Annotated in this window: 10 protein-coding genes; 8 read left to right on the forward strand and 2 right to left on the reverse strand. The window is 37.2% G+C overall.

Features of this window, described 5'->3' with window-relative positions; all coding sequences use genetic code 11:
* Positions 1 to 9: 9 nt before the first annotated feature.
* The 8 genes from FF125_RS18580 to FF125_RS18615 all read left to right on the forward strand — a co-directional run bounded on the left by FF125_RS18580 (position 10) and on the right by FF125_RS18615 (position 10,824).
* Complete coding sequence (locus tag FF125_RS18580; RefSeq protein ID WP_138951303.1) at positions 10 to 1,056, forward strand: aldose epimerase family protein; 1,047 nt, start codon at positions 10 to 12, stop codon at positions 1,054 to 1,056.
* 37 nt (positions 1,057 to 1,093) lie between these two features.
* Entirely contained in the window at positions 1,094 to 2,101 is a 1,008-nt protein-coding gene (locus FF125_RS18585) for an L-rhamnose/proton symporter RhaT (RefSeq protein ID WP_138951305.1), read from the forward strand.
* A gap of 127 nt (positions 2,102 to 2,228) precedes the next feature.
* Positions 2,229 to 3,332 carry a glycoside hydrolase family 117 protein gene (locus FF125_RS18590; RefSeq protein ID WP_394344133.1) on the forward strand — a complete coding sequence of 368 codons (1,104 nt, stop codon included), beginning with the start codon at positions 2,229 to 2,231 and terminating at the stop codon, positions 3,330 to 3,332.
* A 139-nt stretch (positions 3,333 to 3,471) separates the two neighbouring features.
* On the forward strand, positions 3,472 to 5,631 hold the full coding sequence (locus FF125_RS18595) for a glycoside hydrolase family 3 C-terminal domain-containing protein (protein WP_138951307.1): 2,160 nt from the start codon (positions 3,472 to 3,474) through the stop codon (positions 5,629 to 5,631).
* Positions 5,632 to 5,662: 31 nt separating this feature from the next.
* Positions 5,663 to 8,026, forward strand: coding sequence for a glycoside hydrolase family 3 N-terminal domain-containing protein (locus FF125_RS18600; RefSeq protein WP_175418961.1), 2,364 nt, complete (start codon positions 5,663 to 5,665; stop codon positions 8,024 to 8,026).
* A gap of 60 nt (positions 8,027 to 8,086) precedes the next feature.
* Positions 8,087 to 9,091: a TRAP transporter substrate-binding protein gene (locus FF125_RS18605; protein ID WP_138951310.1), complete on the forward strand. Its 1,005-nt coding sequence runs from the start codon at positions 8,087 to 8,089 to the stop codon at positions 9,089 to 9,091.
* Positions 9,092 to 9,553 (forward strand): TRAP transporter small permease, encoded by a 462-nt coding sequence (locus FF125_RS18610; RefSeq protein ID WP_138951312.1) that lies wholly within the window; start codon positions 9,092 to 9,094, stop codon positions 9,551 to 9,553.
* Positions 9,550 to 10,824, forward strand: coding sequence for a TRAP transporter large permease (locus FF125_RS18615; protein ID WP_138951313.1), 1,275 nt, complete (start codon positions 9,550 to 9,552; stop codon positions 10,822 to 10,824). The genes FF125_RS18610 and FF125_RS18615 overlap by 4 nt, the downstream gene beginning before the upstream one ends.
* A gap of 163 nt (positions 10,825 to 10,987) precedes the next feature.
* On the opposite strand, the gene FF125_RS18620 is transcribed toward FF125_RS18615, so the two are convergent.
* Both FF125_RS18620 and FF125_RS18625 read right to left on the reverse strand, forming a co-directional pair.
* Entirely contained in the window at positions 10,988 to 12,454 is a 1,467-nt protein-coding gene (locus tag FF125_RS18620; RefSeq protein WP_138951315.1) for a hypothetical protein, read from the reverse strand.
* 42 nt (positions 12,455 to 12,496) lie between these two features.
* Positions 12,497 to 14,014: a RagB/SusD family nutrient uptake outer membrane protein gene (locus tag FF125_RS18625; protein WP_175418962.1), complete on the reverse strand. Its 1,518-nt coding sequence runs from the start codon at positions 14,012 to 14,014 to the stop codon at positions 12,497 to 12,499.
* Between the last annotated feature and the right edge of the window lie 206 nt (positions 14,015 to 14,220).

A 14,220-nucleotide genomic window follows, 5' to 3' on the forward strand; every position in this document is an offset into this window, starting at 1 on the left:
TACAATCTTATGATCATAAATAAAGGGAATTTTGGAGTCTTTAATGACGAGAAAATTGAAATATATACATTAAGAAACAACAATGGTATTGAAGTTAAAATTACTAATTATGGTGCTACTATAACTTCGTTAATTGTTCCAAATTCAAAAGGAGAATTAGAAAACATTGCTTGCGGTTTTGATACATTGGAAGGATATTTTGGAAAAGATTATGTTGAAAATTCGCCCTATTTTGGGAGTACTATTGGCAGGTACTGTTCTCAAATAAAAGATGCAAAATTCACCTTAAACGGAAAAGAATTTCAATTAGCAACTAACGCTGGAGATAATAATTTACACGGAGGAGTTGTTGGTTTTGATAAAAGAATTTGGAACGCAGAAATAGTTTATTGTGAAGGAATTTCTTCATTAAAAATGTCATTATTAAGTAAAGATTTAGAGGAGGGATACCCTGGAAATGTAGAAGTCTCAGTATTTTTTACATTATCAGAAAACAATGAGTTAAGAATTGATTATAGCGCTATTCCAGATCAAGACACACCAATTGCATTGACCAATCATACCTACTTTAATTTAGATGCTTTTTCAGGAACAGTTGAAAATCACATTGCTCAAGTAAACACTTCAAAAAGACAAGCACTAGATGAAACAGGAGCCGGCACTGGTGAAATTTTGAATGTAAAAGACAAAGCAGATGATTTGAGTGCAGGAAAAAGAATTGGAGATGTACACCAAGCAATAGGAGATGGTTTTGAACATTTCTATGCTTTTGACAATGCTAATTTTGACTTACAAGAAGTTGCAAAAATCACATCTCAAGCATCTGGTCGTTCTTTAACAGTATCTTCTACAGAGCCTTGTATGCTATTATATACCGGGAAGTACACTTCAAATGCTATTAAAAGAGAAAACGGGGAACAATACGGAAAATATAGAGGGTTCTGTTGTGAAACACATCGCTATCAAAATGGACCAAATATTGAAAATTCTCCAAAAACCATTACAAAAGCAGGAGATCAATTTAAAAGTACGACCATCTTTAAATTTGGATGGTAATTATCATTTAAACCAACTTAAATAAGCAATATAAATTATGATTGAAGGAATTATTTTAGCAGTTGGCGCGGGGCTTATGCTGGGCTTATATGCATTGCCAGAGAAATACACAAAGGATTTTAAATTTGAAAATACCTGGGGCTTATTTTTTATGCTCACCATGTTCGTGGTACCCATTATCGCCTCAATTACCTTAGTTAATGATTTTAGCACTGTTTTTGACAGCGTTCCAACCGATATTTTAATCAAAATGGCAGGAGCTAGTTTCCTATGGGGAATTGGCGTTATGATGTGGGGTAAAGCCATCAATCACATCGGTCTGTCCTTGGGATTCTCATTGTTTATCGGAACTGTGATTTTGGTAGGTTCTATTCTACCTTTCCTTGTTGAAGGACTGCCTCCTACAAACATTTTTATCACCATTCTTATTGGAATAACCGTAGTTTTAATCGGTGTTCTTTTCAACGGTAAAGCTGGTTTAACTCGCGAAGCCGATGAAGTTAAAAAAGACATAGGAACTAAAAAGTCGATGGTTACCGGAATTCTAATTGCTGTTGTAGGCGGTTTGTTAGCAACTGGTTTTAGTTATGCCAATGCGGTTGGAAGACCTTATATTCATGAAGCTTTTCAAGCTGCAGGAAACGCTGAATGGGTTACTGCAGTTGGAGTTATGTTTCCAATTTTTATTAGTGGTGGAATTGTGATGACCGCTTATTTTGCCTGGCAATTAACAACAAAAAACGCCTGGGGAGATTTTAAAACACCAAACTTTGGAAAAAACTTTTGGCTCATTTTAATCATGGCAGTATTCCATTATGCGGCATCCGCAATTTTTGCTTTTGCAGCCTTTAAATTGGGCGAAATAGGAAATACTGTAGGTTATGCGATTTTCAACACCTCTTGCGTAGCAACGGCGATTGTTAGTGGTATTGTAACTGGTGAATGGCTTAATGCTTCAGCTAAGGCAAAAAAATTCTTATACATTAGTTTAGCCTGTATGATTTTAGGTATAGTTATCATTGCTATTGGAAATGGAATCTCCTAAATATTATTAAAACCAAGACTAAAAAATAATGAACAAAACAATATATTTATTAGCTGTATTTATTGCAAGTACAATGATTTCATGCATTAACAAAGAGAAACAATTAGAAAATGAAACAATAAAAAATATGGAAATTTCTGACGAACAAATGGACTTTTTGGGAATCACCAATAAGGATAAATTAAGTGCTGCTTCAAAAAGAGCACTTTTATGGGATCAAAACTTAGGTAACGAATGGTTTTTTGAATACAACGTTGAAGATTTAAAAGGTGATTTCGCCTATGAGGAAGGTGTTGTTCGAAGAGATCCGAGTGCGATGATTAAGGAGAATGGTAAATACTATGTATGGTATAGTCGAAGTACGGGAGAATCTGAAGGTTTTGGAGGAGATGTGGAAAAAGACAAAGTATTCCCTTGGGACCGTTGTGACATTTGGTATGCCACCTCTGAAGACGGCATCACATGGAAGGAAGAAGGGTTGGCTGTAGCTCGTGGTGAAAAGGGAGCCTACGATGATCGTTCCGTTTTTACAGTTGAAATCATGGTTCATGAAGGGGTGTATTACTTGTGTTATCAAACAGTAAAATCCCCTTACACGGTTCGTGTTAAAAATCAGGTTGGTTTGGCCTGGTCGAATTCTCCGGATGGACCCTGGACTAAAAGTACCGAGCCTATTTTAAGTCCTGCTGACAATGGAATTTGGAAAGGTGAGGAACAAAACAGGTTTTTAGTAGAGAAAAAAGGAGATTTTGATAGTCATAAAGTACATGATCCTTGTATTATTCCTTTTAAGGGGAAATTCTACCTGTATTATAAAGGAGAGCAAATGGGTGAACAAATCACCTTTGGAGGTCGTCAAATCAGACATGGCGTGGCCATTGCAGATAACCCAAAAGGGCCCTATATAAAGTCTCCATACAATCCCATTAGCAATAGTGGTCACGAAATTTGTGTTTGGCCTTATGGCGGAGGTATCGCTTCCTTGATCACAACGGATGGACCTGAAAAAAATACGGTTCAATGGGCACCTGACGGAATTAATTTTGAAATTATGGGCGTTGTAAAAGGTGCTCCTCATGCCATAGGATTAAACAGAGCAGCTGATAATGAAAAAAATCCTACAGAAGTTTTAAGATGGGGCTTAACGCACGAATATAAAAGTTGGGATTATCAATATATCAGAGGATTTAAAACTTGGAACGTTAAAAACCACAAGGCCAAAGGCGAATAAACGAAGCTATCTGATATAAAGTTTCATCATAAAAACACTTTAACCGCCATATCCAAAAATTGTGTTTTTTGTTTTATCTCGACTTTAGCTATTTATAATAAAATATACGATGATGTTCAAGTACCTCACAACTGTTTTTATGCTAATAATCATAGGATCCTATTCCTATGCCCAAGAAGTTGATTTTTCTTTTAAAGACCCTTCTCTATCCATAGATCAAAGAGTGGAACTATTGGTTGCTCAAATGACATTGGAAGAGAAAGTCAGCCAATTGGTGAATGCTGCTGTTGCCATCCCCAGATTAGAAATTCCTGATTATGATTGGTGGAATGAAGCCTTGCATGGTATTGCCCGTAACGGAAAAGCTACTATTTATCCTCAAGGAATTGGTTTAGGAGCAACTTTTGATCCGGAATTAGCTGAAAGAGTTGCATCTGCCATATCAACTGAAGCCAGAGCCAAATATATCGTTTCGCAAAAAATGGGTAACCACAGTAAATATGCCGGTTTAACATTTTGGACCCCTAATATAAATATCTTTAGAGATCCTCGCTGGGGTCGCGGACAAGAAACCTATGGTGAAGATCCGTATTTAATGTCTGAAATGGGCGTTGCTTTTGTGAAGGGACTTCAAGGCAACGATCCCAACTATTTAAAAACAGCGGCTTGTGCCAAGCATTATGCCGTTCACTCCGGGCCTGAAAATATACGGCACAGTTTTAACGCTGCTCCAACAAAACAAGATTTATACGAAACCTATTTACCCGCTTTTGAAGCCTTAGTAACAGAAGGAAAAGTTGAGGGTGTCATGGCAGCATATAATGCTGTTTATGGAGAACCCGCAGCAGCGAATTCATTTCTTTTACAGGAAATTTTACGTGTGCAATGGGGTTTTGATGGTTATATTACTTCTGATTGCGGTGCTGTTGGTGGAATTTCAAACAAACAAAAATATGTGAACACACCTGTTGAAGCTGCAGCTGTTGCTTTAAAAGCCGGTACAAATTTAAACTGCGGAGGAACCTATAGTTTGTTAACACAAGCAGTTGAACACGGGCTGATAACAGAAGAATTAATCAATAAGAGAACCAAACAACTGTTTAAAACACGTTTTAGATTAGGAATCATTGGTGAGTCAAAAGACAATCCCTATTTGGATATTAGTTCAGATAAAATTCATTGTGAGGAGCACGTTCAATTGGCGCGTGAAGTTGCTCAAAAGTCTATCGTATTACTGAAAAACAACAATGCCGTATTACCGCTTTCAAAAGATATAAAAATCCCTTATGTAACAGGCCCTTTTGCAAATTCAGCGGATATGTTGATGGGAAGTTATTATGGCGTAAGTTCTAATTTGGTAACCATACTTGAGGGAATCACTGATGCTGTATCTTTAGGAACTTCATTAAACTACCGTAGTGGTGCCTTGCCATTTCAAAAGAATCTAAACCCAAAAAACTGGGCACCTCACGTTGCTGCTGAGTCAGATGTAACTATTTGCGTTGTTGGGCTAACGGTAGACCGGGAAGGTGAAGAAGTAGATGCCATCGCATCTGCTGATGAAGGTGATAAAATAGATTTAAAATTACCTGAAAATCAAATTAACTATGTCAAAGAGCTCATTGAATATAAAAAAGGGCCACTCATTCTTGTTGTTGCCAGTGGTAGTCCAGTTTCATTAGAAGGAATAGAGGAATATTGTGATGCTATTTTACAAATATGGTATCCTGGGGAGCAAGGTGGAAATGCCGTAGCTGATGTATTATTTGGTGATATTTCTCCTTCAGGTCATTTGCCTATTACTTTCCCGAAAAATATTGAACAACTTCCTCCTTATGATTCCTATGCTATGCAAGGAAGAACGTATAAATATATGACCGAAGAACCCATGTTTCCTTTTGGATTTGGACTCACCTATTCACAAACAATATTTAGTGATCTTCAACTTAAAGCTGACAAATTAAAAAAGAATCAAAATTTAGAACTTAGTGTGACTGTTTCTAACACAGGAAATTATGATATTGATGAAGTGGTTCAGTTATATATTAGTCCGGAAGATACTTCTGGTAACTTACCCATAACAAGTTTAAAAGGTTTCAAACGAATAAGTCTTAAAAAAGGTGCATCGAAAAAGGTTTCCTTTCTAGTGGCTTCAGATCAATTAAAAGTTGTGAATTTGGAAGGAGAAAAAGAATGGAGGAAAGGATCTTATAAGGTGATCGTTGGAAATTCTTCGCCAAGTTCTTTAAGCCAAAAATTAGGTGCAGCCATTCCTCTAGAAGTAAATATTCGACTTTAATATGAAAATATATTACCCGTTTAAAACTATTATGGAAAACAAAATTTTACATTTCCTGCTTATTCAAGTGTTCTTTATATTTTCACTGCAAGCCCAAAAAAATCAGCTCGTAAGTCCTTATGCCACGGCAGAAATTGAGGCCAAGGCCGATTCGATCCTGTCTGCGATGGGTATGGATGATAAAATAGCTCAAATTCTTGGTATCAGACCTGTTGCCTTGATGGAGGATGGAAAATTTTCACTCCAAAAAACAAGAGAAGCCATACCTCACGGCATAGGTCATATATCTCAATTTTCTTCAGGATTAACTATGTCGCCCAACGATCTCAGAGATTTCGTGAGAGCTGTTCAAAACTATTTGTTAACTGAGACAAAAACTAAAATCCCTGCCATTTTTCATGAAGAAGCCATCACAGGTTTTGCAACACAAGGCGCAACAACGTTTCCCCAGCAAATAGGCATCGGTTGTTCCTGGAATCCCAAATTAGTAAAAAACAATGCGGCATCAACGGCTCGAAACATGCGCGCTGCAGGTGCAACGTTTGCCTTATCCCCAATGTTGGACCTAAGCCGTACAGCGCATTGGAATCGAATAGAAGAAAGTTATGGAGAAGACGCATACTTAACCTCAGCCATGGGCTTGGCTTTTGTAAACGGCTTGCAAGGTGACGATTTCAAAACGGGCATTGCGGCAACAACCAAGCATTTTGCGGGCTACGGAACTGGAAACAACAATAAGAAAGAGCTCTATGAAGAATATATAATGCCTCATGAAGTTGTCATAAAACGCGGAGGTGTCAAAAGTGTGATGCCCTCCTATGGTAAATACAAGGCTTTGGCTGTAGCAGCAAATCCTATCATGATCGATCAAATACTCCGGAAGGAAGTGGGTTTTAATGGTTTGGTGGTTAGTGATTATGGCGCGATAAACTTAATCTATACCGGACATAAACAAGCAAAATCTACCATGGAGGCAGGTGCAATGGCATTAAATGCTGGGATTGATATTGAATTAGATAAGGGCATTGCATATCCCTTACTGCCAGAGGCTTTGGAAAATGGTTATATCACGCAAGAATTATTGGATACTTCTGTGAGAAGATCCCTAATTATGAAAATAAAGCTAGGGCTCCTGGACAAAGATCCTCAAATCGGAAAAGATGGGGACTTGAATTTTGATCCACCTGAAAATAGAAAACTGGCCTATAAAGCAGCATGTCAATCTATTGTTTTGTTGAAAAACAATGAGGTCTTACCTTTAAAAAAAGATGTCAAAAAAATTGCCTTGCTCGGTCCCAATGCGGCAACTGTACATTGTTTATTAGGTGATTACACCTATCAATCTATGATATCCTTTTGGCACGGCAAAGAATTTGACCCAAACGATCCTAAGCTGGTGACCTTAAAAGAGGGGCTTGAAAATAAACTGGGTAAAGCTGTTGCTATTGAACATGAACGCGGCTGTGACTGGAGCGCTCCATTAGAATCAGTGGTATCCACTGATGGATTGGGCGACGACCGGCTAAGCCGGGTTAAAATGATTGCAATTAAGGGTTTGCCACAACCAGATTTGGACAATGCTTTGAAGATCGCATCAGAAAGTGATGTCATCATTGCTGCGGTTGGCGAAAATATATATTTATGCGGGGAGGGCCGTGAAAGAAAGGGTATAAAATTACCGGGAGAACAAGAAGCTTTCGTAGAAAAACTTATCGCCACCGGGAAACCTGTCATTCTGGTTATTTTTGGAGGAAGACAGCAAATCGTCAGCAAATTTGAAGATCAATGCGCAGCAATTGTTCAGGCCTGGTTCCCGGGAGAGGAAGGCGGAAATGCTTTAGCTGATATTTTGGTTGGAAATGTTAATCCATCAGCCAAATTATGTGTTACATATCCTAAAACTGAGGCAGAAGAAGAGATCAACTATAAGAATGGATACCAGGATCAACATCTACCCCAATATCCTTTCGGTTTCGGCTTATCCTATACCAGTTATGCATACAGCCATTTAAAAATAGATAAAAAAGTTAATTTGTCTGATGATAGAATTAAAGTTTCGTTTTCCGTAAAGAATATAGGGAAAATGGATGGTGCCGAAATAGCACAACTATACGTTTCCCCGAAGAACAAAAATTCAACCATGAAACCCATTCAACTTAAAGGTTTTGAAAGGATAGTCTTAAAATCTGGGGAAGAAAAGAGAATTGTCATGTACTTTTCTCCTGAACAATTGGTTCAGTATAAAAATGATCAATGGATTGTTGAAGGTGGTCATTACGAATTTAAAATTGGAGCCTCCAGCACTGATATTCGTTTAACGGAATTAATCGAAATTAAGGGAGAAAATAAAATTTTACCAGATGGTCGAACTATTTTCTTTACTTTAAATGAATAATCATAGGCTCTGAAAAAAATTTATGCATACCAATCATATAAAGTATATTAGCCAATAACTATGAATTCAGGCTTTTTAAAATATAGTCTTTTACTTGTCTCGATTCTTTTTTTTGTCGGATGCACCACAAAAAAAGAAGAAGCGTTTACGCTGAGAGCCAGCTTATGGGCCAACGAGAATCACACCTGGTTTGCGGCATTTCAGCATTTCAAAACGATCGTTGATGAAAGAAGTGAGGGGCGGCTGAAAATTGAAGTTTACCCTTCAGAACAATTGGCAAAAGAAATTGAGTCCATTCGACTTATTCAGGCAGATGTTATCGACATGACTGTCACAGCTTCGCTACTGAGTAATTGGATTGAAATTGCTAATTTTTGTGAAATGCCATTTCTTTTAAAGGATTCCATTGAAAAGGATCTGCTTCTTAACGGGCCCATCGGTAAAAGGGTTGAAAAAGAAATGCTTGAGAAAGTAGGCCTGCGACCTTTGGCTGTTTTCGAAAGAGGTCCTAGACAGCTTACATCAAACCGACCCATCAAGCACCCTGATGACCTAAAGGGTTTAATTATAAGAGTTCCAAATGTTCCAACGTTTATCACGGCTTGGAGTGCCTTAGGTGCCAAGCCAACTCCTATGGCATTTTCAGAAGTCTTTACTGGCTTACAACAGGGAACAGTAGAAGCCCAGGAAAATCCTTTTGCGCTAATTCTCAGTTCTGGTTATTATGAGGTCCAGAAATATGTAAACATGACCAATCATGTAATGAGTTGGAGTTATCCCGTGATAGGCGAAAAACAATACCAAAGACTTCCGGATGATCTCAAAATCATCTTAAAGGAAGCTGCGCTTGAAATGGCCCGATATGAACATAAACTATACCTTAGTAACGAAAAAGATGTAAAAACACAATTATTGGATAGAGGTATGGAATTTATTACAGTTGATAATGAGGCTTTTAAAGCTAGATGTGAACAAGTAATTTTCAATAGCTTATCTCCTGAAATGCAAGTTATTTATAATGATTTCCAGGCTGAGTTGGCACAGGTTAATTTAAAGGATAATTAAATGGACAGATTTATTTCAAGTATGCTAAAAAAGGGAGTGATTATAAGCACTTTGGGTTTAATCGCCATCGTTCTTTTACAAATTTATGCTCGCTTTTTTATGGCTCAAGCCCCTGCCTGGACCGAAGAGGCTTCTCGTCTTTGTTTTATTTATGCAACCTCCTTTGCTGCTGGATTGGCACTAAAAAACAACTATTATGTGCATCTGGATTATTTTTATAATTTATTTTCGAAAAACGTTCAAAGAAGATTAAAAATAATCATCCCGGTTCTGACAGTATTTCTGTTTTTGATCCTTGCTTTTTACTCCCTTGAATTTATCTATTTAGGAAGACTTGAGTCCTCACCCAGTTTAAAAATTAAAATGGCATTTATTTTTGTAAGCATTTTAATCATGTCCTTGTCTGTAAGTTATTATGCTTTTAAGGAAGTCATGGCTCAAATTAAAAATGAAAAGCCATGATTGTAGTACTTATTCTGTTATTTGTTTTCTTTTTGGTCATTCGTGTCCCAATCGCCTTTGCCTTAGGAATGGCTTGTTTGATCTATTGCCTGATCACTGGTATAGATTTGATCATCATTCCCATGAAAATGTATTCGGGTATAGATGTGTTTGTATTATTAAGTGTTCCCGGTTTTATATTTGCAGGAAATCTGATGAATCAAGGAGGCATAACAGAACGAATCATTTCTTTTTGTAATCATTTACTAGGGCATATACGAGGTGGTTTATCCTTGGCAAATATTGGCGCATCCATGCTCTTTGCCGGAATTTCAGGTACTGCCGTTTCTGATACCGCCAGCATAGGATCAGTGATGATTCCTGCCATGAAAAAAGAAGGTTATAGTCCTGAGTTTGCGTGTGCAGTAACGGCGGCATCGTCAACTGTTGGGCCAATTATTCCCCCTAGTGTTCCCTTGATCATTGTAGCCACTTTAGGAGGCGTATCTGTTGGAAAATTATTCTTAGCCGGGGCGATACCTGGCTTTTTGCTTGGATTCGGACTAATGATGGTCGCCTATATTATTTCGGTTAAAAGAAAGTACCCCAAACATCCCAGATCGAGCCTAAAAAATATACTTAAAAGCTTTATCAATACTTTTTGGGCACTCCTGATGACCTTCGTCATTCTTTTTGGTATCATCGGAGGTATATTTACGCCAACAGAAGCATCCATCATAGCAGTGGTCTATGCCATTATCATTGGAATCTTTGTCTATAAAAAACTGAACTTTAAGAGAATTTTAGTGGTCCTATTAGATTCCATGAAAACATCTGCCTCCTTGATGGTTTTAATTGGATTTGCCAATCTTTTTGGGTGGTTACTGGTTACAGAACAGTTTCCTCAAATGATATCTGATCAATTATTATCCTTTTCTGAAAATAAATACGTGTTGCTCCTGTTGATCAATATAGTTTTGATATTCGTAGGAACTTTTATGGAAACCCTGGCAGCTCTTTTGATCCTGTTCCCCATCTTGTTAAAAGTTGCCCTTATGGTAGACGTGGACCCAATTCATTTTTCTGTCATAGCGGTACTTAATCTGATCATCGGTCTAACGACACCTCCGGTAGGTATGTGCCTCTTTATCTCCGCAAGTATTGGCAAAATCTCCATAGTAAAGGTTAGTAAGGAAATCCTGCCTTTTGTTTTTGTCAGTTTAGTTGTTTTAACTTTGGTTACTTTGATTCCGGATATTTCCTTATTCTTGCCTCGTATTTTTGCTGAATAATAAGCTAAATTATGGCTTTTTTTTTCGTTTAAATAAATATGTAATAGCAATAAATAGGGAAAGTACATTAATTTGAAACTAAGCCGTTAAATTTTAACCTATGACGATAGAAACATATCACATTTGAGGAAAATTTCTTAAAAAACCTACCATAAAATCATCTTCAATTCTGTTGGCAATTCCCATCCTCAACCTCTTGTTGTGTAGGATTGTAGGCATTATCAGCCACAACATAAGAACCTGTAAAACCATAGTCTTTAAACAAAGGTTGAAGTCCGCAAAAATTTGTTAGACTTTCATTATAACCCAAATAAATTTTGCTTCCAACAGTAGTCAAGCCCCCTAGGCCGTCAATATTTGATAGTGACCTATTTCTGTAAATATTAATTTCCTCACCCACAGTATTTAGGTTTTTGAGACCTTGCAAACTGCTTAAGAGGTCATTATCAAAAATTGATAAATTTACACCGACAGATGATATATTCTTAAGGCCATCTATGCTGGACATTGAACGGTTATCAGAAATGATCAAATCCTCTTCAACAGAAGTTATCCCGCTTAGCGCATCTACATTAACCAAGAAATTATTTCCATGAATTTCTATATTTTTAATCGTTTTCGAATTACTGTTTATGCCTTCCAATGTTATAATACCTTGACTCTTTTCTATTTGCAGCCTTTCAAACTGCATATTACGAAGACCATTTAAGTCTTCAAGCCTGGAATTTACGGAAATAGTTATGCCCTTGACACTATTAACACCTTCCAGCCCGTCAAGGTTTTCAATCGCATGATTACCTGTTATGAGCAAATTACCGCCAATAGATGAAAGCTTTGCAAACTCCTCAATACTTATGAGTCCGTCATTGCCACCAATTTCCAAGTCATACCCTATGGATTTCAGGTTTCCCAAACCATTCAAGTTTGTAAGTGCATCATTCCCCCATATTGATAAATTCCCTCTGACAGTGGTTAAATTGTTAAATCCGCCCAAATCAACGAGGGCTTTATTACTCGTTAATTCTAACGATCCATTAATTGTTACCTGACTTATCCCTTCAATACTAGTGATTAAAGGCAAACCCGTAATTGTGATGGATTCTTCAATTCGAATCTTCTTAAGCCAGTCAAAATCTTCGATAAGTTCATTATTGAAAATCATTAGATTTTTAATGCTTGTTAATTTACTAAGTCCATTCAAATTTTCGAGCAGGTCATTATTATAAATAAGAACATCTTGACTCACGCTTTTCAAATTACTTAGTTCATTAAGATCTTTGAGCTCACGGGCACCATAGATTTCAAAATTGCCATCAATTGCTGAGAGATTGTTTAACCCTTTGAGGCTTGTAATTAAACTTCCGCGAATAATAAAATTACCCTTAATAAATTGAATTGATTTTAAAGCGTTTAAATTAGTAATGTCTGATTGCCAATCACCCGTATTTGGCGGTAAGATTTCAAACCTCCCATTGACTTTAGTGAAATTATTCTTACCAAAAGCGTCTAATTCTGCCTGGCTTGAGATTTCAATATCACCTGTAAAAATGTTTTCCTCAATTGAGTCATCCTCACTACAGGAGAATAACAGTGTAAGAAGCACAAATAAAAATATAGGTTTGAAAATCATTGTAATAAGTTTTTAAGGGCTAAATATTTATGCAGGCACAAATCAATTATTTAAATTCGGATATTCATCGATAATGCTTTGAGGAATGAGTGCAAAGTAATTATCGGTACCGGTGGAACCTATAATGGGAACCCTCTCTACAACGGGCTGCCCATAATCAACATGATTTGGATCGGATACGGCACTGGATATATCGTTTCTATATGCGTCACGGAGCACTGTATCTACTCGTTCCATTCTGGTTAAATCAAACCAGCGTAAAAACTCGCCTGCGAATTCCCAACCTCTTTCTGTATATGCCAGTTCTGCTAAATCTCCACTTGATAGATCTACTTCAGGGTTTGGTGTATCTGGTGGCAGCAGTTCTGCCCTTCTTCTAATTTTATTGAAGGCTTCCCAGGCATCCTGATTTGAATTACCCGCTCTGGCAGAAGCTTCAGCATAAATGAGTAATACCTCTGCATAACGCATCATATAGTCATTCCTGTCGCTTTCAAAACTCGATCTTGGTATATCTCCTTTACCAGTAATTTTCGCATATAGAGGGTTTTGTTGTTCATAAAAAGTTGTCCAATTCATTGTGGGACCACCAGAAGGATTAGAATATGGATCATCAATCATTGGATCTGTAATAAAGGTGGCATTTCTTCTGTGGTTTTCAGGAAAGGTCTCAAAAAATTTAATCTCGCTAAAGGTTTCCCACCATCCTCCTAATTCGGTAGGATTGCCAACTTTGCCTGTTTTTCTGTTGGCTCCCTGAATACACCCATCACAATGTTCAATAGTAAAAACAGATTCTTTGTTAAATCGATGCTCCAATGTCCATAGGTCATCTAAATCTTCCATAAGATCAAATCCATGCGAATCATGGTTATCCATAACTTTTTTCGCACTGGATGCCGCCTCTTGATATTTAGAAGCATCTTTTAAAGGGAACCCTCCCCAGTCCAAATACAACCTTGCTAAAAAAGCACGTGCAGTACCATTGTTAGGTCTTGGAGCCCCGGACTCAACCCCTGGGTAAATTTCGGGCAATGATCGTTCAGCTTGCAACCAATCACTTTCTATTTGTTTATAGATAGCAACAATCTCCGATACAGTAATCTCTATATGAGGTTCAGGGTCGAGTTGCAAGGGGACCTTTCCAAATACTCGCGTCAAATAATGATACATAAAACCTCTTATAAAATAGGCCTCTCCCAAAAGCATATCCTTTTTATTCATATCAGATACTTCTAACTTTTTCGCATTGAAAAAAATATGATTAGCATGATTAATAATCTTATATGAACTTTTCCAAATAGATGTTAATCCTGAATTGTTTCGGTCAATCATTCTTTGGTCTGCTTCCCTATAATCGGCTTTGCTACTAAAAATGCTTGATGTGATATCATCTGCTCCCCAGGCTGGTGTAAAAAAATTATTCATCCGGGTGGCTATGGCAAGTTCAACATAGAGACTGTCAACAGCATTTTCAAGCTCCAAAATACTCTTGTATTCTGTTGAAGGCACAGGATCTGGATCATCATCGGAAGAACAACTTAAAATAGTAAATGTCAAAATACTAACTAATATGATCGCCCAGTTTACTCCCCTCCTTAAACCACTCTTTTTCATGTTATTAATTTTATTATAAAGATATTGATCACTAAAACTCCAAACAACTATTTAACTGTCATATGCCTAGAACCTATTGTTTTGTTATGCATAAAAAACCATTTGTTGCATATCGGCTGTGAATTGAAATTATTTTAAGACCTTGATCA

The sequence above is a fragment of the Aureibaculum algae genome, assembly GCF_006065315.1.
Taxonomy (GTDB): domain Bacteria; phylum Bacteroidota; class Bacteroidia; order Flavobacteriales; family Flavobacteriaceae; genus Aureibaculum; species Aureibaculum algae.